Here is a 19,536-nt window from a genome sequence, read left to right as displayed (position 1 = left end):
AGGGGAGGAGTCTGCCACGAGCGGCGGACGACTCCCGGCCGCGGGTCGTTCCGGGGCGGGGCTGTCACCGGATCGGCACGTGATCGGCACCGAACAAACCGGTTGCACACCACCGGGTGCCTCCGTAGCGTGATCCCTGCCACCCGCCGGAACAGGAGAAGGCCGTTGCTCTACTGAGGTCCCGAGACACCGCCCCCGCCGCGCCGCAGCCCCGTCGCTGCCCTGCCGCAGCCCCAGTGCTGCCCGCGCGGTCCGTGAGGGTGCGAGTGCCCGACCCCAGTGGTGAGCCGGCCCGGCGTCCCCCGTCGCTCTGACGACCCGAGTCCCCGTCCCGGTCTCCCTCCCCGGTCCCGCCCGCACCCGCGGTGTCTCCCCGTGTCGTCCCACGACCACGTCCGGTGACCGGCCGCGTCCGGCATACCCTCGGGAGGCCCCCATGGCACAACCCACCGTCTCGCTCCTCTGCACCGACCTCTCCTTCGACCGGCCGGACGGCAGGCCCGTCCTCGACGGCTTCCAGCTCGCCGTCGGCCCCGGCCGGACGGGGCTGATCGGGCTCAACGGCTCCGGCAAGACCACCCTGCTGCGCCTGCTCGCGGGCGAACTCTCGCCCACCTCCGGCACGGTGAAGGTGGCCGGCGAGATCGGCCACCTCCCGCAGGGGCTCACCCTGGACATCGGCCTGCGGGTCGACGAGGCGCTCGGCGTCCGGGCCGCCCGCGAGGCCCTGCACGCCGTCGAGGCCGGATCCACCGATCAGCGCCACTTCGACGCGGTCGGCGACGACTGGGACGTCGAGGAGCGCGCCCGCGCCCTGCTCGACCGGCTCGGCCTGCGCCGGCTCGGCCTCGACCGCACCACCGGCGAACTCTCCGGCGGCGAGGCGGTACTGCTGCGGCTCGCCGCCCTGCTGCTGCGCCGCCCCGACGTCCTGCTGCTCGACGAGCCGACCAACAACCTCGACCGGGCCGCCCGTGAGCGGCTCTACGAGACGGTGGCCGGCTGGGGCGGGGTGATGGTGATCGTCAGTCACGACCGCGAACTGCTCCAGCACGTCGACCAGATCGCCGAACTGAGGGACGGCCGGGTCAGCTGGTACGGGGGCAACTTCACGGAGTACGAGCGCACCGTCGCCGCCCAGCAGGAGACCGCCGAGCGGCTGCTGCGCCACGCCGAGGCCGATGTCCAGCGCCAGAAGCGGGACTTGGTGGACGCCCGCACCCGGCTGGAGCGCAGTGCCAGCTACGGCAGGAAGCGCTCGGTCGCCCGCAACGATCCGAAGATCGTCGCCGGCAAGCTCAAACGCCAGGGCCAGGAGACCGCCGGCCGGCTCCAGGGTATCCACACCGAGCGGCTGGACGAGGCCAGGCGGAAGCTGACCGCGGCCGAGGAGGCCGTGCGGGACGACGCCGAGATCCGGATCGACCTGCCCCGCACCGTCACCCCGGCCGGGCGCACCGTACTCACCCTGGAGCGGGTTCGGCTGCCCCGAGGGATCACCGCGGAGCTCGACCTGCGCGGGCCCGAGCGGATCGCCCTGGTCGGCCGCAACGGCGCGGGCAAGACCACCCTGCTGCGCACCATCGCCGGTGAGATCGCCCCGCTCTCCGGGGTGATCACCGCCCCGGTCTCGCTGCGGCACCTGCCGCAGCGGCTGGACCTGCTGGACGACGAGCTGACCGTCGTGGGCAACGTCAAGCTGTTCGCACCGAACGCGGGGGACAACGCGATCCGGGCCAGGCTGGCCCGGTTCCTCTTCCGCGGCGGGCGGGCGGACCAGCCGGTCGGCACGCTCTCCGGCGGCGAGCGGTTCCGGGCCACCCTGGCCGCGCTGCTGCTGGCCGACCCGCCGCCGCAGCTGCTGCTGCTCGACGAGCCGACCAACAACCTCGACCTGGCCGGCGTGCGCCAGCTCACCCAGGCGCTCGCCGCCTACCAGGGTGCGCTGATCGTCGCCAGCCACGACCTGCCCTTCCTGCGCGGCCTCGGCATCACCCGGTGGTTGGAGCTGGACGGCGAGCTGAGGGCGGTGGATCCGATGTGACGGTCAGCGCGGGCCGGACCCGTCGGCCGCGGGTCCGGCGCCGTCGGCGCCGCCGGCTCCCGGGCCGACGGCGGTGAGGCGCCTGCGGGCCTCGGTCAGGGCGGAGTCGCGGCCCTGGGCCAGCTCCTCCGGGGTGAAGACCGGGGTGCGGACGTCCGGCGGGATGCCCGGCCCGTCGAAGGTGCGGCCGGAGCGGGTGAGGAACTTCTCGTTCGGCAGGACGGCCACGAAGTCGGCCGAGAGCGGCTTGAACAGGATGTCGGAGAACACGCCCTGGGTGTTCTCGCCGATCCGGACGGGTGCCGGCCGCCGCTCCGCCATCGCCTGGGTGAAGGTCTCGCCCGCGCTGACGGTCGAGCCGGCGGTCAGCAGGGCGACCGGTCCGGTGTAGCGGGTGGTGCCCGCGGCGGGGCGGACCACGCTCGGCTGGGGCCGGGTGAACCGGGCCGGGTCGGCCGGGTCGTTCCGGGCCACCTTGCGGTAGGCGAGGAACGGCCGGTCGGTGAGCCGGGAGGCGATCCGCAGGCCCAGCGCGTCCGAGCCGCCGCCGTTCAGCCGCAGGTCGACCACCACGCCGTTCAGCCGCTCGGGGTGGGCCAGCAGGAGGTCCAGCGCCCGGTCCAGTTCGGCGGCGTGGTCCTGGTAGGGGCCGTCCTCGACATAGCCGTCGAAGCCGCTGACCCGCAGGTAGCCGATGCCGCCGGGGAGTTCACCGACACCGAGCAGGCCCTGGCCGAAGAGTCGCTCGGGGGCGAGGAGTTGGGCGGCCACCGCCCGGGCCGCCTGCTCCCGGACTTGGTCGGTGGGCTCGGCGGTGCCCGGGCGCAGCCCGCCGAAGACGCCGGCGTATCCGCCGCCGGGGCGCTTGCGGCCCAGCGCGGTGTGGGCGTCGCCGAGCGGTTCCAGCAGGCCCACGATGACCTTCTGCAGGTCGTCGGTGCTGGTCTGCGGGGTGATGCCGGCCCGCGCCTGCGCGCCCTTCGCGCGCCAGTCGACGCCCTTGGCCGCGAAGAAGGGGTAGTTCTCCTCGAAGGTCGCCCAGAACCGGTCGAAGACCGCGAGCGGGTCCTGCGGGGCGGGCTGTCGGCACTCGGCCGGGAGGCCGCCGGGCAGCCGGGTCAGGTCCCTGGTCGAGGTGGCGCCGTCCTCCGCGTACACGGCCCCGTCGCGCCCCCGGGGCGTGAGCGAGGAGGAGGCGTACGCCTTGCCGGGCTGCCCGTACCGGACGCTGCCGTCGCGTCCGGGTGCACCGACCTGCACGCCGGAGTAGAAGCCCGGGGTGCAGCCGATCCGGGTCACGTCGTAGGTGGTGAAGGTCGTTCCGCGGACCTCGACGAGGACGCCGTACCCGTCCGTCCGCCAGACGCCCTCCAGCCGGTTGACACCCGGCCGCCGCGCGTCGCCGTTCCCGTCCGGCGCGGTGCCGACGGCACCCGCCGCGCCGATGGTCCCCGCCGTGACCGCGAGCGCGACCGCCGCGACCCCGGCCGCCCGGGCCGACCGGCCGGCCCTGGTGGTCCGGCCGGTCCTGATGGTCTCGCTCGCCTCCGCAGCAGCCCCGGTCACCGGCCCCCGTCGTCCGATACCCATCTCGTCCCCTGCCGTTTCCGGTCCGGGCCTCCCCCGCGGAACCCCTCCGCCGCCCACGGTCGACCGTACGGGCCCGACCGGTTCCGGCACGTCGGCCTGCGGATCGGTCCCGGCCCGGACCTGGGAGGTACGCTTCGGCGCACCCGGCTCCGACCTGCGGAGCAGACGCTCCCCCGAGGGTCGTCAGGGTTGTCGACTCAGTGTCCAACTCCCGTGGGCTCCAGTACCATCGGCGCCATGCCAGCACTCAACATCGAGTACACGGAGCACGAGCTCGCCGCCATCCGCGAGGCCGCCGCAGCCGACGGGAAGAGTGTCAAGGCGTACGTGCACGATCTGAGCGTTCGGGAGCAGCAGCGCCGGGTGTTCGTCTCCCACGCGGTGGCGTTCTGGAACGAGCACCGCGAGGAGTTCGACCGGGCGTTCCCGGAGGACGCGCCCGCCGCCTGAGCGGTGCCGTCACGGGAGGGGGCGTGATGATGCTGCCGCGCGTCGATCTGCGCTGGTTGCTCGACATCCAGGAACTGGCCTCGCCCGAGGACCTCAGCGTCCGCGACTACTCGGCACTCCAGGCGGCCGTCGCGCGGCACCGCGTGAACACCGCGCAGCTCGGCCACGACGCCGATCCGGCCTGGTGCGCCGCCACCCTGATGCACACCATCGTGCTGCTGCGCCCGCTGCCGCTGCGCAACAACCTCTATGCCTGCATGGCCACGGCCGCGTACATGCACGCGGCGGGCGAGGGCGTCGATCCGCCCTACGGGGCGCTGGTCGAACTGGCCCGGGACATCGTGGAGGGACGGGCGGACGTGTTCGCGGCGGCCGACCGGATCCGGTCCTGGCGGATCTGACGCCGACGCCGGAGCCGGAGCCGGAGCCGGAGCCGGAGCCGGGCCGCCGCCGGACCCTGGCCGGGCCGGACCCGGTCCGGACTGCTCCTCAGACCTCGGCCGGGGTGGTGCGGTCGCGCGTCAGCCGCGCGCGGACCAGGGTGCCCAGCCGGTCCAGGCCGACCACGACGGCGGCCAGTGCGACGAACTCGACCGTCAGCAGGGCGATCTGCCCCCAGACGTAGCCGTACCCCTCGGTGGTCGGGTCGAAGAAGAAGTACGGGTACGGCAGCGGGTAGTTGGAGAACAGCGCGTTGCGGACGAGCACCAGCGCCGCGTAGCCGAGCGGGAAGGTCAGCCAGAGCGGGATGTCCCGCCAGGAGGAGGCGTTGCGGGGCCGGAACACCAGCCAGTCGACGATCACCAGCACCGGGGTGACGTAGTGCACGAAGAACGACGACCAGTGCTGGAGCTTGTCCGGTCCGTCGAACAGGCCGGGCAGCGGATTGGCGCCGTGCTCCAGCAGGATGTGCGAGACCAGCCCGGTGATCAGGATGTACAGGGTGGCGGCGCCGCGCAGCCGGGGCGCGGGCGCGTCGGTGGTCCCGCGCTTGAGCATCCAGTGGACGGCACCGATGAAGTAGCCGAGCACGATCACATTGCTCTGGATGGTGAAGTACACCAGCGGCGCGGTCTGGAGGCTCAGGCCGAGGCCCGTCGAGAGCACGATGCCGGCGCGCCACCAGAGCGCCGGGCTGGTCCGGACTGACATGCGGCCACCAGTTCTTTTCGGGCGATACCGGAGGTATCGGACGTCGAAGGGGAAGATCGCACTCTACCCGCATCGGCTGTGCACGGAAGAAACGTTCCGTCCACTCGCTGAACCCCTGGTCGATGCCCTTGCGACACCCGGACGACACCTCGGCGGCCGTCGCTCCCGGCGGTGTCCTTCCCGCGCGTCTCCCGCGCCCGGCCCGCGCTCGGCCCGAAGTCGGCTCGCGCCCGGCCTGAACTCAGCCCGAAGTCGGCTCGCGCCTGGCCCGAACTCAGCCCGGGAGGACGAAGCCGGACTCGTAGGCCGCGATCACCGCCTGGGTGCGGTCCCGCGCGCCCAGCTTGGCGAGCACGCTGCCCACGTGCGTCTTGACCGTCTCCTGGCTGAGCACGAGCTTCGCGGCGATCTCGCCGTTGCTGAGCCCCGCCGCCATCAGCCGCAGCACCTGGCCCTCACGGTCCGTCAGCCGTTCGATCGGCGTCCGGGCCCGGCCCTGTTCACGGCCCCCCGCCCGGCCCCGCCCGGCGTCCCGTGCGGACGGTACCCCGTGGCGGAGGGCCAGCTCGCGGACGGCCGCCGGGAACAGCAGCGAGTCGCCGCGCGCGATCAGCCGCACCGCCTGCACCATCTCCTCCGCCCGGGCCCGCTTCAGCAGGAAGCCGGCCGCCCCCGCCCGCAGCGCGTCGTACACGTGGTCGTCGTGCTCGAAGGTGGTGACCACCAGGATCCGGGGCGGCTCGGCCATTCCGCCGATCAGCTGCTCGGTGGCGCGGATGCCGTCGATCCCGGGCATCCGGACGTCCATCAGCACCACGTCCGGCCGCAGTTCGCGCACCAGCGGCACCACTTCGGCGCCGTCGGCGGCCTCGCCGACCACGGTGAGGTCCGGTTCGGCGTCGATGACCACCCGCAGGCCCGTCCGCACCAGCCGCTCGTCGTCGGCGATCACCACCCGTACCGGGCCGACGGCCGCGGGAGCCGTCCCCCCGACCCCTGCAGTCCCCGCCGCGTCCGTGCTCGTCGATCCGTTCACCGTTGCTCTCCTCCCGTTCCCACCGGCAGCCGGACGGCCAGCCGCCACCTCGTTCCGTCGTCCACCGGCCCGGCCTCGCAGCCGCCGCGCAGCGCCGCCGCGCGCTCGCCGATCCCGCGCAGCCCGCGCCCGCCGCCGGGGCGACTGGGCCGGAGCCGGTCGAGCGGGTTGGTCAGTTCGATCTCCAGCTCCCCGCCGGCCCGGGCGACCCGCAGCCGCGCGGGCGTCGGCCCGGCGTGCCGCAGGACATTGGTGAGGCCCTCCTGGACGATCCGGTACGCCTCGCGGGAGAACGCGGCCGGCAGCCGGTCGAGCCCCGGCGCCAGCTCGGCGTCCACCGTCAGCCCGGTCCGGGCGAGTTGCCGCAGCAGGTCGTCCAGCCCGGCCAGGGTCGGCCCGGCCGTTCCGGCCGCGCCGCCCTCCTCCTCGCGGAGCAGTCCCAGCACGGCGTCCAGTTCGGCGACGGCGCCGCGCGCGGTCTCCTCGATGGCGGCCAGCGCCTCGGCCGCGAACTCCGGGTCGGCGCGCAGCACCCGGGCGGCCGCCGCGGCCTGGATGCCGACGGCGCTCAGCGCGTGGCCGACCGAGTCGTGCAGTTCGCGGGCCAGCCGGTTGCGCTGGGCGAGCACGGCGGCGCGCCGTTCGGCGGCGGCCACCCGTTCGTCCGGGGTCGGGCCGAGGAGGAGGGGCGCCCAGCGGGCCAGCAGGCCGCCGAGCCCGGCGCTGGTGCCGACGATCAGGGCGAGCAGCGCCACGCCCAGCACGGGGCCCGGCAGCCAGCCGGGCAGACCGTGGTCCTCCCAGAACTCCACCAGCTTCTCCAGGCCGTTCGGCCGGAGGACCAGTGCCACCGCGAACGGCGCGCCGGCCAGTGTCATCCCGCTGACGATCCCGCCGAACGCCAGGTGCAGCATGAACCAGCCGGCCGTCCGCCGCCGGGCCGCCCAGGACCGGGCCGGTCCGGTGGCCACCTCGGCCGCCCGGGCGGGCGCGCAGAGCGCGAGGGCGGCCGCGCCCTCCAGGGCCCGTACGGTCGGCAGCAGCGCGGTGACGGCGGCCATCGGGAGCGAGGTGGCGAGGGCGGCGAAGTAGAGCAGGACCTGGAGCAGGGGCCCCTTGCTCGGGTCGAGCGAGCCCAGCAGGACCGTCGACAGCATCCAGTACGGCATCAGCAGCGCGCCACCGAGCACCAGGTGCACCCACCGCAGCCGGGCCCGCCGCCCGAACAGGGCGCCCGCCGCGCGGCGGGCGGCGCCGCCGGTCGCGCTCGTCCCCGTGCCCGCGCCGCCTGTGCCCGAGCGTGTGTCCGTGCCCCCGTGTGTGTCCGTGTCCGTGCTCGCGCGTGTGCCCGTGCCCGCGTCCGTGCTCATGGTCCGACCGGCCCCCGCCCCCGTGATCATTGGGCAGACTCTACGTCAGCGGTGCGGCCGGACAGCGGGGTCGCCGAGGACCACGCGGTGTCCGGAACGGCGCGCGCCGAGGCCCGTTCGGCCAGGGCGACCGCACCCACCGCCAGGACCAGCAGCCCGGTCACCACCTGGGCGGACTCCACCAGGATCATCGGACCCGGCACCGCCCGCCGCGCGTCGGGCGCGGCCGCGGACGTCCCGAACGCCACCACCTGCCAGGCCCCCCAGCCGAACAGCGACCCGGCCGCCGTCCACAGCACGGCCAGCGGCCCGCGCAGCCGCCACTCCGGACGGCCCCGGAACACCAGCAGCAGCAGCGCCGCGCCGGCGGTCACCGCCATCAGGGCCGCCACCCCGTCCATCACCGCCACGCCCCGGGCGCGGTGCTCCTGCCACTCCAGCGGCAGCCCGGTCGTGCCGCCGCAGGCCCAGTAGAACCGGGCCGCCGCGACCCCGGCGGCGAGCGGCGCGGCGACGCACGCGAATGCCCGCTGGGTGGTGAGGGTGGGGGAGTGGGGCAGGTCGCCGATCCGGTCGTGGCGCAGCAGCCCGGCCCAGCGTTCCCGGGCGTACAGCAGGAAACCGGTGATCAGCGCCAGCCCCTGGACGGCGAACCCGCCGTACACCACCTGGAACACCCAGCCGCTCGGTCCGTCGTCGGTGCCGGGCGGTGTCTGCTCCGGGCCGAGCAGCAGGGCGGACAGCAGGAGCACTGGCAGGGCGAACAGGAGGGTCCCGAGGAGTCCGGTCGCGACCCACATCGGGAAGGCGACCAGCCCGGCCGGCGCCCGGCGCCCCCACGGCCGGACGAAGGCGAGGGCGAGCAGGACGGCGACGGCGTCCATGCCGAAGGTCAGCAGGTTGACGAGCCACAGGTCGTTCATGGCCTCGGCGTCGCCGACGCCAACCGGGTGGCCGGTGAGCCAGAGCAGCTTGAGACCGAGGTAGGGCACGGTGGCCGCGACGGCCACCCCGGCGGCCGCGGCCCGGGTCCGGCCGACCGGTGCGGCGGTGCGGGGCGCGGGCGCCGGTACGCCGTTCGGGGCCGCGGCGGGCGGAGCGGAGGGCGTCGGGGCCGGGGCGGGTCCGCGGGGCGGGAGCATCGAGGTCATGTCCCCACGGTCCCGCCGGCCCGGTGGTCCGGGCGTCCTCCGGAGACCGGATCCGCCTCCCCCGCCGGGGGGATCCGGCCGGTGCGCGACCGCCCTGGAGGACGAGGGCCGGAGGTCTTGTTACCGGCGGGTCGCTTGCCTATCATCGCGAGTGTTACAGCTTTACTGTCAGACTACGTCGATCCTCGGAGGGGCCGTGGCGCCCGTGGGTGACAGCGGTGTTCGCGGTGGTGGACATGGGGGTGCGCGGGGTGGTGGCGCCGGCGGGCCGCTGGCCGGCGTCCGGGTGGTCGAACTCGCCGGGATCGGCCCCGGACCGTTCGCCGCGATGCTGCTGGGCGACCTCGGTGCCGACGTGGTCCGGGTGGACCGCCCCGAACCCTCGCCGCTCGGCATCGAGCCGGCCCACGACGTCGCCAACCGCAACAAGCGGTCGGTGGTCGTCGACCTCAAGGCGCCCGACGGGCCGGGCCGGGTGCTCGACCTCGTCGCCCGCGCCGATCTGCTGATCGAGGGGTACCGGCCGGGGGTGGCCGAGCGCCTCGGTGTCGGCCCGGAGGTCTGCCTCGCGCGCAATCCGGCGCTCGTCTACGGGCGGATGACCGGCTGGGGGCAGCACGGGCCGCTGGCCGCCCGGGCCGGGCACGACATCGGGTACACGGCGGTGGCCGGCGTCCTCGGCCTGGTCGCCCCGACGGCCACCGTCCCGACGGCCGCCGCGCCGGGGGCCGTTGCCACGACCGACCCCGAGGGGCCGCCCGCCCTCGCCGCCAACCTGCTCGGCGACTACGCCGGGGGCTCGCTCTACCTGGTCGTCGGCCTGCTCGCCGCCCTCCACCACGCCCGTGCCACGGGCGCCGGCCAGGTGGTGGACGCGGCCATCGTCGACGGTGCCGCCCACCTCACCGCCGTGCTCCAGGGCCTGCTCGCCGGTGGCCGGTGGCAGGACCGGCGCGGCGTCAACCTGCTCGACGGCGGCGCGCCGTTCTACGCCGTCTACCCGGCCGCCGACGGCGGTCATCTCGCGGTCGGCGCCCTGGAGCCGCAGTTCTACGCCGAGTTCGCCCGGTTGCTGGAGCTCGGCCCGGACGCGCCCGACCAGTGGGACACCGCCCGCTGGCCCGAGCTGCGGGCCCGGATCGCCCTGCGCTTCGCCGCCCGCACCCGCGCCGACTGGGAGGCCGTCTTCGCCGGATCGGACGCCTGCGTGGAACCGGTGCTGACGATGCGTCAGGCCCATGCGAACGAGCACCTGGCGAGCCGGGGGACCTATGTCGAGGTGGACGGCGTCACCCAGCCGGCCCCCGCGCCGAGGTTCTCCGCCACCCCCGGTGCGCTGCGTCGCCCGCCGGCCCGGCCGGGCGCCGACGCCGCCGAGATCGCCCGCGACTGGGACCTGCCCTCGCTCCTCCCCGAGTCGACCGGCCCGACCGGTCCCGCCGCCCGCACCCCCGCCACCCCGAACCCCGCCGCACCGACCGCCTGAACCCGTCACCCTCGCAAGGAGTTTGCCGTGCAACGCGACCTCTTCACCGACGAGCACGAGGACTTCCGCGGCACCGTCCGGGCGTTCCTCGCCAAGGAGGTGCTGCCGCACTACGACCGCTGGGAGAAGGCCGGCATCGTCGACCGCGAAGCCTGGCTGGCGGCCGGCCGGCAGGGGCTGCTCGGCCTCGCCGTCGCCGAGGAGTACGGAGGCGGCGGGAACGCCGACTTCCGCTACGCCGCCGTGCTGGCCGAGGAGTTCGCCCGGGCCGGGGCGTCCGGACTGGCGATCGGGCTGCACAACGACATCATCGGCCCGTACCTCACCTCGCTCGCCACCGAGGAGCAGTGCCGCCGCTGGCTGCCCGGGTTCTGCTCCGGCGGGATCATCACGGCCATCGCGATGACCGAGCCCGGGACCGGCTCCGACCTCCAGGGCATCCGCACCCGGGCCGAGGACCGGGGGGACCACTTCCTGCTCAACGGCGCCAAGACCTTCATCTCCAACGGGATCCTCGCCGACCTGGTGATCGTGGTCGCCCGCACCACCCCCGAGGGCGGCGCCCACGGCCTGAGCCTGCTGGTCGTCGAGCGGGGCATGCCCGGCTTCGAGCGCGGCCGCAACCTCGACAAGATCGGCCAGAAGGCCCAGGACACCGCCGAGTTGTTCTTCGAGGACGTCCGCGTCCCGAAGGAGAACCTGCTCGGCGAGCTCGACCAGGGCTTCCTGTACCTGATGCGCAACCTCGCGCAGGAGCGGCTCACCATCGCCGCCGCCGCGATCGCCGGCGCGGAGTACCTGGTCGGGATCACCACCGAGTACGTCAAGGGGCGGGAGGCGTTCGGCCGGCCGTTGGCGAAGCTCCAGCACGTCCGGTTCGAGATCGCCGAGCTGGCCACCGAGTGCGCGGTCACCCGGGCCTTCGTGGATCGCTGCATCACGGAGCACAACCGCTACGCGCTCACCCCGGCCGACGCCTCGATGGCCAAGTGGTGGGCCACCGAACTGCAGAAGCGCACCGCCGACCGTTGCCTCCAACTCCACGGTGGTTACGGTTACATGAGCGAGTACCCGGTGGCCAGGGCGTTCACCGACGGCCGGATCCAGACCATCTACGGCGGCACCACCGAGATCATGAAGGAGATCGTGGGCCGCTCGATCCTCGGCTGAACCCCGACCGGCCCGCCGCCGGGCCTCGGCCGCCGCCCTCGGCTCCCAGCGCTCTGCCCTCAGTCCCCAGCCCTCAGCTCACCCGCCCCGAAAGGCTGTCCACCGTGACCACCGAAGCGTACGTCTACGACGCGATCCGCACCCCGCGCGGCCGGGGCAAGGCCACCGGCTCGCTGCACGGAACCAAGCCGATCGACCTCGTCGTCGGCCTGATCCACGAGATCCGCCGCCGCTTCCCCGGGCTGGACCCGGCGGCGATCGACGACATCGTGCTCGGCGTGGTCAGCCCCGTCGGCGACCAGGGCTCCGACATCGCCCGGATCGCCGCCGTCGCGGCCGGACTGCCCGACACGGTGGCCGGCGTCCAGGAGAACCGCTTCTGCGCCTCCGGCCTGGAGGCCGTCAACATGGCCGCCGCCAAGGTCCGTTCCGGCTGGGAGGACCTGATCCTGGCCGGCGGCGTCGAGTCGATGTCGCGGGTGAAGATGGCCTCCGACGGCGGCGCCTGGTTCGCCGACCCGATGACGGCCTACGAGACCAACTTCGCTCCCCAGGGCATCGGTGCCGACCTGATCGCCACCATCGAGGGTTTCTCCCGCACCGACGTCGACGCCTTCGCCGCCGAGTCCCAGGCCCGCGCCGCCAAGGCCCAGGCGGACGGGCTGTTCGACCGGTCGGTGGTCCCGGTCCGCGACCGCAACGGCCTGGTCGTGCTGGAGCGGGACGAGTTCATCCGCCCCGGCACCACCGTCGAGACCCTGGCCGGGCTCAAGCCCTCCTTCGCCGCCATCGGCGAGGCCGGCGGGTTCGACGCCGTCGCCCTGCAGAAGTACCACTGGGTGGAGGCCATCGACCACGTCCACCACGCCGGCAACTCCTCCGGCATCGTGGACGGCGCCGCCCTGGTCGCGATCGGCAGCCGCGAGATCGGCGAGCGCTACGGGCTGCGGCCGCGCGCCCGGATCGTCTCCGCCGCCGTCTCCGGCTCCGAGCCGACCATCATGCTCACCGGGCCCGCCCCCGCCACCCGCAAGGCGCTCGCCAAGGCCGGCCTGACCGCCGCCGACATCGACCTGGTCGAGATCAACGAGGCGTTCGCCGCCGTCGCGCTGCGCTTCGTCCGGGAGATGGGCTTCTCCCCGGAGCAGGTCAATGTCAACGGCGGGGCGATCGCCCTCGGCCACCCGCTGGGCGCCACCGGAGCGATGCTCATCGGCACCCTGATCGACGAACTGGAGCGGCGCGACCTCCGCTACGGCCTGGCCACCCTCTGCGTGGGCGGCGGCATGGGCATCGCCACCGTCGTCGAGCGCGTCTGACCCGCGCCCCGAGACCTCCTCCCCTTCCGGCCCCTTTCAGGAGACCAGAACCCCATGAGCGACACCGGCGACACCACCACCATCCGCTGGGAGCAGGCCGAGGACGGCGTGGTCACCCTCGTCCTCGACGACCCCGACCAGTCCGTCAACACCATGAACGAGGCGTTCACCGCCGACTTCGAGACCGTCGTCGCCCGGCTGGCCGGCCTCGGCGCCGCCGGCGGGCTGCGCGGCGTGGTGATCACCTCCGCCAAGAAGACCTTCTTCGCCGGCGGCGACCTGAGGATGCTCTCCGCCGCCCGCCCGGAGGACGCCGCCGCCGTCTTCGAGAAGTCGATGCGGATCAAGCGCGCCCTGCGCACCCTGGAGACGCTGGGCCTGCCGGTCGTCGCCGCGATCAACGGCAGCGCGCTCGGCGGCGGCCTGGAACTCGCCCTCGCCTGCCACCACCGGATCGCCCTCGACACCCCGGCCAGCCGGATCGGCCTGCCCGAGGTCACTCTCGGTCTGCTCCCCGGCGGCGGCGGCATCGTGCGTACGGTGCGGCTCTTCGGCATCACCGACGCGCTGCTGAAGTTCCTGCTGCAGGGCCGCCAGTACCGCCCGGCGCAGGCGCTCCAGCACGGCCTGGTCCACGAACTCGTCGCGACGCCGGAGGAGTTGGCCGAGCGGGCACGGGCCTGGATCGAGGCGAACCCGGCTCCCGTCCAGCCCTGGGACGTCAAGGGCTACAGGATCCCCGGCGGCACCCCGAGCACCCCGGCCTTCGCCGCCAACCTGCCCGCCTTCCCCGCCAACCTGCGCAAGCAGCTGGCCGGAGCTCCCTACCCGGCGCCGCGCAACGTGCTCGCCGCGGCCGTGGAGAGCGCCCAGGTGGACGTCGACACGGCGATGGCGATCGAGGCCCGCTACTTCACCGAGCTGGCCTGCGGGCAGACCAGCAAGAACATGATCCAGGCCCTCTTCTTCGACCTCCAGGCGGTCAACTCCGGTGCGGGACGGCCCGCTTCGGTGGAGAAGCAGACGGTCCGCCGGGTCGCCGTGCTCGGCGCCGGGATGATGGGCGCCGGCATCGCCCACGTCTGTGCCGAGGCCGGGATCGAGGTGCTGCTCAAGGACGTCACCGTCGAGGCCGCCGAGCGCGGGAAGGCTTACTCCGAGGGCCTGTTGGCGAAGGCCGTGGCCAGGGGCCGGCGCACCGAGGCGCAGCGCGACGAGGTGCTCGCCCGGATCACCCCCACCGCCGACGCCGCCGATCTGGCCGGCTGCGACGCGGTGATCGAGGCGGTCTTCGAGAACCCGGAGCTCAAGCACAAGGTGTTCCAGGAGATCGAGGGGATCGTCGCCCCCGACGCGCTGCTCTGCTCCAACACCTCCACCCTGCCGATCGGTCTGCTCGCCGAGGGCGTGCGGCGCACCGCCGACTTCATCGGGCTGCACTTCTTCTCGCCGGTCGACCGGATGCGGCTGGTGGAGATCATCCGCGGCCCGCAGACCGGGGACGAGGCACTGGCCCGGGCCTTCGACCTGGTCCGGCAGATCGGCCGGACCCCGATCGTGGTGAACGACTCGCGCGGCTTCTTCACCTCGCGGGTGATCGGCCAGTTCATCAACGAGGGCGTCGCCATGATCGGCGAGGGCGTCGAGCCGGCCAGCGTCGAGCAGGCCGCCGCCCAGGCCGGCTACCCGGCCAAGGTGCTCTCGCTGCTCGACGAGCTGACCCTCACCCTGCCGCGCAAGATCCGAAACGAGTACCGGCGGGCCGTCGAGGCGGCCGGCGGCGAGTGGACCGCCCACCCGGCGGACGCGGTGGTGGACCGGATGGTGGACGAGTTCGGCCGCCCCGGCCGCAGCGGCGGTGCCGGTTTCTACGACTACGACGAGAACGGTACCCGGGGGCGGCTCTGGCCCGGCCTGCGCGAGCACTTCACCCGCGCGGAGGTGGACATCCCGTTCGAGGACCTCAAGGAGCGGATGCTCTTCAGCGAGGCCCTGGACTCCGTCCGCTGCCTGGAGGAGGGCGTGCTGACCTCCGTCGCGGACGCCAACGTCGGCTCCATCCTGGGCATCGGCTTCCCGGCCTGGACCGGTGGCGTGCTCCAGTACGTCAACGGCTACCCGGGCGGCCCGGCCGGCTTCGCGGAGCGCGCCCGCGAGCTCGCCGCCGCGTACGGGGAGCGGTTCGCCCCGCCCGCGCTGCTGGAGCGGATCGCCGCCGAGGGACGCACCTTCACCGACTGACCCCTCACCCGGGCGGGGCGGCTACGGCGCCTCCCCGCCCGGGCCCCGCTCCGCCTCCACGTCCTCGCCCAACTCCTCCCGCAGGGACTTCTGGAACGCCGTCACCAGCGCCTGCGCCACCATCGGCTGGATGTGGTCGGTGAGCGCCTTCATCCGCTCCACGTCGTCCGCGCCCGGCTCGCTCTCCCGGAACGGCCGCCACACCGTCTCCCGGAACAGCCGCTGCAACTCCCGGGCCGTGGCCCGGCTGTGCTCCACCACCACGGCGCGCGCCGCCAGCAGCGTCTCCAGCGGGATCGGCACGTCCAGGATCCGCACCCCCAGCGGCAGCAGCCCCGGGTCCACCCGGAACACCTCCGGGTCCGCCGTGCGCTCCAGCGCCCCCATCGCCGCGAGCCGGTCCACCTGCTCCTCCGACAGCCGCCGCCCGGCCCGCCGCTCGACCTCCTCGCGCCCCGCCTCCTCCGGCGCCTCCGGCGTCCAGGCGGCCACCAGCGCCCGGTGGATCGCCAGGTCCAGTGGGGTGGAGTCCTGCGGCAGCCGTGCCAGGTAGCGCTCGATCGCGGCCAGGGTCAGCCCCTGTCGCTGCAACTCCTCGATCAGCCCCAGCCGGTCCAGGTGCTCGGCCCCGTACCAGCCCACCCGCCGGGCCCCGAGCACCGGCGGCGGCAGCAGCCCCTTCGTCCCGTAGAACCGCACCGTCCGCACCGTCACCCCCGCCCGCGCCGCCAACTCGTCCACCGTCAGCCGCACCTCCACTCCCGCCTCCACTCCGTAGCACCACCACTGTGACACCACGAGTGTGACACCACTGTCCCACCCGGTCCACGCCCGCGAACGCCCCCGGGCGCCCAGCCCGCTCAGCCCACCGGGCAACTCGGATCGCTCGACTTGATGATCTGCCAGTGCTCCCGCTTCACGACGACCGAGCTGCGGTCGGCCAAGTCCCAGAGCCTGATCCAGTCCGCCGAGGACGGGAACGCGAGGTACGGGTGATCGGGGTTGACGGCGCTGCCCTGGAACGGTGGCGCGGTGGAGCCTGCGGCCGGGCGCACGCAGACTCGCTGCGGTGCGATGCCGAAGTACTGGCCGGGTTGGCTGCCGGCCTTGGCCTGGGCGGCCGCCGCGGCGGCCGCCTTGGTCGCCGGGGTGAGGACCTGGACCCAGAACACCGCGATGGTGGCCATGAAAGCGACGCAGAGCAGGCCGCCCCAGAGCGGGATTCCTTCGATGCTGCGGGGGGCGTGAAAGTGCCGTGCGTAGCCCAGGAGCGCGAGCGCGACGAGCGGGGCCACCACGACCACCATCCCCTTGGTGTCGGCGATGAGTTGCCAACTGACGGGGATGAACACCTCCTCGCGGCTGGCGTCGAAATAGTCGAGGTAATAGGTGTGCAGGGAGAATCCCGGGACCGGCAGCACGGGGAGCGCGAGCGGGAGGAGCGCCGGGACGAGCCAGGCGACCGTGGCCTTCCGCGACAGATTGCGGAACAACAGGCGCAGGCCGTTCCCGGTCAGGAATGCGGCGAACAGGACGACGGTGAGTACCGCGGCGCCCTGTCGCGAAGGCGCCGCGAAGGGCAGGACCAGCCCCGCCCCGGTCGTGGCCAGACCGGCCGCCCAGCCGACGGTCGCGGCCGACAACGGCCGGGTGCGTTCGGGATGGGCGCCGTACTGGGCCAGGAGCAGGCCCGCCGGAGCGCCGAGCAGCAGGGCGAGGAGGAGGGTGGCGACCCCCGTGGCCAGGGGATGGAGCTGTGCCGCGTTGAGGCACGTCCCGAGCGTCAGCAGGACGGCGGCCGCCGTGAGGGTGATCGGCAGGCCGATCCGCTCCGGCACGACGTGCTGCCGGCGTCGGCTCGGTTGCTCGACCCGGGAGGACGGGCCGAGCAACCGCGGGAGGGCGTTGTGCGGGGGAGCGGCGATCTCCGTCAGGGCGCGGACGGTCGCCAGCTCGGCCGCCCGGCGGACGCCAGGTCCGGCGGGCAGGAAGATCTCCCGGCCGGTGTCGAAGAGGCCGCTCTGCAGCAGCGGGCGGCGGAGCCAGTCGGGCCGTACGGCCGACGGGAGCGGAAGGTGGGCGAGCCACCGGGTGCGGGGCGGATCGGAGGGGACGACCGGCTCCAGGAACTTGAGCTCCACCGACACCGGGGTCTGGCGCCGGGTGCGCTCCAGCACGGTCTTGACGACCTGGGCCGCGCCCCAGCGGGAGCCACTGACTCCGGCCTCGACGATCCAGGTCTCGGGTGCGCTTCCGGCCTCGGCCGCAGTCTCCGTCCCGGACGGGGCCGAGGCGATCCAGCCGCGTGCGGCGAGAAGCTCCTTCAGCCGGCTCCGGCCGCCCGGTGAGCCGCTCACCTCGATCTCCAGGCGGAACCAATAGTCGTAACCCGGTTCGTTCTCGGTCATGACAGCCCCCTTTTTTTGCGCCGAAATTCCTCGGGTTCGGCGGTCGGACGGAGTCTAGGGAGCTTCCGGATCGAAAAGCCAGCGATTTATGAATTCAAAAAACAGCTGAGATTATTTATTGCAACGATATTTGGATATGTTTCGGCGCGCGCCCGTCGGAGTGGGCGCGCGCCGGGGTGGAACGTGCTGGAGCAGGTCGGACCGGGGTCCGGCCTCAGGCCGCGAGGTCGGGGTGGTGGCGGCGGGTGACCTCGGGGTGGGCGCGGGTGTAGCCCTTCCACTCGTTGAAGCCGAAGTCGGCGTAGAGGGGGTTGGCCGGGTCCTGGGTGGCGCCGGGGGCGTGGTGGGCGAGCGGGAAGTCCAGCGGCTCGATGTGGGCGTTCAGGCGCGGGTTGTAGAAGAACGGGACGGAGAATCGCTCGCGGGCGCCGGGCGGGCTGACCACGCGGTGGCTGGTGGCCTTCAGGTAGCCGTCGGTGGCGACCTCCAGCAGCTCGCCGAGGTTGACCACGAAGGCGCCCGGCATCGGCGGGACGTCCAGGAAGGAGCCGTCGGGGCGCTGCACCTGGAGGCCGCCCACGGTGTCCTGGAGCAGCAGGGTGATGAAGCCGTAGTCCTTGTGGGCGCCGACGCCCTGGCCGGCGCCGTCCGGGGCGGTGCCCGGGTAGCGGACCAGCTTGAGCCGCAGGTGCGGGTGCCCGGCGAAGGCGTAGTCGTAGAAGTCCGGGCGGGCGCCGATCGCGGTGAGGAGTTCGTGCAGCAGCGTGCCGGCGACGGCGCCGAGCCGGTCGATCCAGGTGAGGGCGGCCGGGCGGAGCTCCGGGAGGGCCGTCGGCCACTGGTTCGGGCCCTCCAGCCACCAGTAGGCGGGCTCGCCCGGGCGGGGGACGTGCGGGGGCAGTTCGGCGCCGATGTCGAGCTGGTCGCGCCAGTCCTGGCTGCCGCCGGTGCGCTCGTCGCCGGTGCGGGTGTAGCCGCGGTAGTGCGGCGAGTTGAGGTTGGCGACGGCGACGCGGTCGGCCTCGGGGAGGGCGAAGAAGGCCCGCATGGCGTCGGTGAGGGCGTCCGTCTCGGCCGGGGTGACCCCGTGGCCGACGAGCTGGAAGAAGCCGACGCCGGTGGCGGCGGCCCGGAGCGCGTCGTGCAGCCGGGTGCGGTCCGCGGGGCTGCCGTGGGCGAGCGAGAGGTCGATCACCGGGAGGGCGTCGTCGGTGGTCGAGGGGGTGGGGTGCTGCTGCGACATGGATGACATCCGCTGGGTCTCGTCCCGGCCGGCTCCGGTGGTGACCGGGGACGCCGGGGACGCGCCTGGTGCGGCGGGTGTGCCCGGGGCCGGGAGGGGGGACACGGCCGGTGGGGGCCGCGCTGAGGGTGGGGTGCGAGGTTCAGCTGGAGCGTCGACAGGACATGCTGGTCACGCGGAGCAGGTCCACGTGGCGACGGCGAACGAGTATGGGCACGTCACCAGCCTAGATCAACCGTTCGGGTGGTGGTGCCGGGGGCGGGGTTCTGTGGCATGGGCATGCCGAGATGGTCCTCCTGCCCCGCCGTCCCGGCAAGGGCCCGGGCGACGGGATTCCCGCCGGACGCCGTTCCCGGTGGACCCCTCCTCCCGTTCCGGCGGGGCTTGACCTCAAGTGAGCTTCAAGTTCCATGATTGTCCGCATGAACAACGCACTCATGAACGCCGGTTCCGTCGAGGCCGAGATCGCCGCCGTCCAGCAGGTCGTCGCCACCGTCCAGTACGCACAGGTCAACGAACTGCCCGAGGTGTTCATCGACCTCTTCCGGGCCGACGCGATCTGGACCACCGGGCACGGCAAGGTCCTCCTCGGCCGGGACGCGATCGCCGAGTTCACCCGGGCCGTGCTCCCCGGCAGCTTCTCCGGCACCGGCCACACCGCCAGCTACGAGGTGGTGCACGTGTTCTTCGTCCGCCCCGACGTCGCCGCCGTCAAGGTCCGTCAGCGCTACCTCGACGCCGCCGGTGAGCAGGTCGGCGACGAGGGCAGCCCGCTGTACGTGATGGCCAAGGAGGACGGCCGCTGGCTGTTGACGGCCAATCAGAACACGCTGGTGGTGGCCGAATAGAGGAGAAGGGGGGGATGGCGGGGGGCTG

At 73.8% G+C, this 19,536-nt stretch carries 16 protein-coding genes; 8 read left to right on the top strand and 8 right to left on the bottom strand.

Going from position 1 to position 19,536, the window contains the following annotated elements; translation table 11 throughout:
- The first annotated feature begins 436 nt into the window (after positions 1-436).
- The gene (locus ACIQ9P_RS00505) at positions 437-2,044 is read left to right on the top strand and encodes an ABC-F family ATP-binding cassette domain-containing protein (RefSeq protein ID WP_402347374.1); all 1,608 of its coding nucleotides are present in this window, start codon (positions 437-439) and stop codon (positions 2,042-2,044) included.
- A 3-nt stretch (positions 2,045-2,047) separates the two neighbouring features.
- Here ACIQ9P_RS00505 and ACIQ9P_RS00500 read toward each other — a convergent pair whose 3' ends face one another.
- Positions 2,048-3,634, bottom strand: coding sequence for a S41 family peptidase (locus tag ACIQ9P_RS00500; RefSeq protein WP_402347371.1), 1,587 nt, complete (start codon positions 3,632-3,634; stop codon positions 2,048-2,050).
- A 237-nt stretch (positions 3,635-3,871) separates the two neighbouring features.
- Between ACIQ9P_RS00500 and ACIQ9P_RS00495 the strand changes: the two genes are divergently transcribed.
- Both ACIQ9P_RS00495 and ACIQ9P_RS00490 read left to right on the top strand, forming a co-directional pair.
- On the top strand, positions 3,872-4,084 hold the full coding sequence (locus ACIQ9P_RS00495; RefSeq protein ID WP_030391175.1) for a hypothetical protein: 213 nt from the start codon (positions 3,872-3,874) through the stop codon (positions 4,082-4,084).
- Positions 4,085-4,113: 29 nt separating this feature from the next.
- A complete protein-coding gene (locus ACIQ9P_RS00490; RefSeq protein WP_402349773.1) occupies positions 4,114-4,485 on the top strand; it encodes a toxin Doc in 372 nt (123 codons plus the stop codon).
- A gap of 88 nt (positions 4,486-4,573) precedes the next feature.
- On the opposite strand, the gene ACIQ9P_RS00485 is transcribed toward ACIQ9P_RS00490, so the two are convergent.
- The 4 genes from ACIQ9P_RS00485 to ACIQ9P_RS00470 form a co-directional block, all read right to left on the bottom strand.
- Positions 4,574-5,236, bottom strand: coding sequence for a Pr6Pr family membrane protein (locus ACIQ9P_RS00485; protein WP_402347368.1), 663 nt, complete (start codon positions 5,234-5,236; stop codon positions 4,574-4,576).
- A 274-nt stretch (positions 5,237-5,510) separates the two neighbouring features.
- A complete protein-coding gene (locus ACIQ9P_RS00480) occupies positions 5,511-6,272 on the bottom strand; it encodes a response regulator (protein ID WP_402347365.1) in 762 nt (253 codons plus the stop codon).
- Entirely contained in the window at positions 6,269-7,471 is a 1,203-nt protein-coding gene (locus ACIQ9P_RS00475) for a sensor histidine kinase (RefSeq protein WP_402347362.1), read from the bottom strand. Before ACIQ9P_RS00475 ends, ACIQ9P_RS00480 begins: the two co-directional genes overlap by 4 nt.
- 197 nt (positions 7,472-7,668) lie before the next feature.
- Positions 7,669-8,793, bottom strand: a complete 1,125-nt coding sequence (locus tag ACIQ9P_RS00470) for a hypothetical protein (RefSeq protein WP_402347359.1) — start codon at positions 8,791-8,793, stop codon at positions 7,669-7,671.
- A 205-nt stretch (positions 8,794-8,998) separates the two neighbouring features.
- Here ACIQ9P_RS00470 and ACIQ9P_RS00465 point away from each other — a divergent pair, with 205 nt between their 5' ends.
- From ACIQ9P_RS00465 to ACIQ9P_RS00450, 4 genes are all read left to right on the top strand, one after another.
- Positions 8,999-10,279: a CaiB/BaiF CoA transferase family protein gene (locus ACIQ9P_RS00465; protein WP_402349771.1), complete on the top strand. Its 1,281-nt coding sequence runs from the start codon at positions 8,999-9,001 to the stop codon at positions 10,277-10,279.
- Between the two features lie 27 nt (positions 10,280-10,306).
- A complete protein-coding gene (locus tag ACIQ9P_RS00460; protein ID WP_402347357.1) occupies positions 10,307-11,449 on the top strand; it encodes an acyl-CoA dehydrogenase family protein in 1,143 nt (380 codons plus the stop codon).
- 104 nt (positions 11,450-11,553) lie between these two features.
- Positions 11,554-12,768: an acetyl-CoA C-acetyltransferase gene (locus ACIQ9P_RS00455; RefSeq protein ID WP_402347354.1), complete on the top strand. Its 1,215-nt coding sequence runs from the start codon at positions 11,554-11,556 to the stop codon at positions 12,766-12,768.
- Positions 12,769-12,822: 54 nt separating this feature from the next.
- Positions 12,823-15,009: a 3-hydroxyacyl-CoA dehydrogenase NAD-binding domain-containing protein gene (locus ACIQ9P_RS00450; protein ID WP_402347351.1), complete on the top strand. Its 2,187-nt coding sequence runs from the start codon at positions 12,823-12,825 to the stop codon at positions 15,007-15,009.
- 21 nt (positions 15,010-15,030) lie between these two features.
- On the opposite strand, the gene ACIQ9P_RS00445 is transcribed toward ACIQ9P_RS00450, so the two are convergent.
- The 3 genes from ACIQ9P_RS00445 to ACIQ9P_RS00435 all read right to left on the bottom strand — a co-directional run bounded on the left by ACIQ9P_RS00445 (position 15,031) and on the right by ACIQ9P_RS00435 (position 18,660).
- The gene (locus ACIQ9P_RS00445) at positions 15,031-15,807 is read right to left on the bottom strand and encodes a MerR family transcriptional regulator (protein WP_402347348.1); all 777 of its coding nucleotides are present in this window, start codon (positions 15,805-15,807) and stop codon (positions 15,031-15,033) included.
- Positions 15,808-15,869: 62 nt separating this feature from the next.
- Positions 15,870-17,417: a hypothetical protein gene (locus ACIQ9P_RS00440; RefSeq protein ID WP_402347346.1), complete on the bottom strand. Its 1,548-nt coding sequence runs from the start codon at positions 17,415-17,417 to the stop codon at positions 15,870-15,872.
- 214 nt (positions 17,418-17,631) lie between these two features.
- Positions 17,632-18,660 (bottom strand): isopenicillin N synthase family dioxygenase, encoded by a 1,029-nt coding sequence (locus ACIQ9P_RS00435; RefSeq protein ID WP_402347343.1) that lies wholly within the window; start codon positions 18,658-18,660, stop codon positions 17,632-17,634.
- A gap of 422 nt (positions 18,661-19,082) precedes the next feature.
- Between ACIQ9P_RS00435 and ACIQ9P_RS00430 the strand changes: the two genes are divergently transcribed.
- Positions 19,083-19,508, top strand: coding sequence for an SgcJ/EcaC family oxidoreductase (locus ACIQ9P_RS00430; protein ID WP_402347340.1), 426 nt, complete (start codon positions 19,083-19,085; stop codon positions 19,506-19,508).
- The last annotated feature ends 28 nt before the right edge of the window (positions 19,509-19,536 follow it).

The organism is Kitasatospora sp. NPDC094019 (assembly GCF_044764505.1).
Lineage (GTDB): Bacteria > Actinomycetota > Actinomycetes > Streptomycetales > Streptomycetaceae > Kitasatospora.
This window is presented reverse-complemented; position numbering and strand designations above follow the sequence as displayed.

Excerpts from the sequence above, each read along its gene's own strand:
- ACIQ9P_RS00505 (WP_402347374.1), top strand. The coding sequence starts at position 437 with ATGGCACAACCCACCGTCTCGCTCCTCTGCACCGACCTCTCCTTCGAC.
- ACIQ9P_RS00500 (WP_402347371.1), bottom strand. The coding sequence starts at position 3,634 with ATGGGTATCGGACGACGGGGGCCGGTGACCGGGGCTGCTGCGGAGGCG.
- ACIQ9P_RS00495 (WP_030391175.1), top strand. The coding sequence starts at position 3,872 with ATGCCAGCACTCAACATCGAGTACACGGAGCACGAGCTCGCCGCCATC.
- ACIQ9P_RS00490 (WP_402349773.1), top strand. The coding sequence starts at position 4,114 with ATGCTGCCGCGCGTCGATCTGCGCTGGTTGCTCGACATCCAGGAACTG.
- ACIQ9P_RS00485 (WP_402347368.1), bottom strand. The coding sequence starts at position 5,236 with ATGTCAGTCCGGACCAGCCCGGCGCTCTGGTGGCGCGCCGGCATCGTG.
- ACIQ9P_RS00470 (WP_402347359.1), bottom strand. The coding sequence starts at position 8,793 with ATGACCTCGATGCTCCCGCCCCGCGGACCCGCCCCGGCCCCGACGCCC.
- ACIQ9P_RS00450 (WP_402347351.1), top strand. The coding sequence starts at position 12,823 with ATGAGCGACACCGGCGACACCACCACCATCCGCTGGGAGCAGGCCGAG.
- ACIQ9P_RS00440 (WP_402347346.1), bottom strand. The coding sequence starts at position 17,417 with ATGACCGAGAACGAACCGGGTTACGACTATTGGTTCCGCCTGGAGATC.
- ACIQ9P_RS00435 (WP_402347343.1), bottom strand. The coding sequence starts at position 18,660 with ATGTCGCAGCAGCACCCCACCCCCTCGACCACCGACGACGCCCTCCCG.
- ACIQ9P_RS00430 (WP_402347340.1), top strand. The coding sequence starts at position 19,083 with ATGAACAACGCACTCATGAACGCCGGTTCCGTCGAGGCCGAGATCGCC.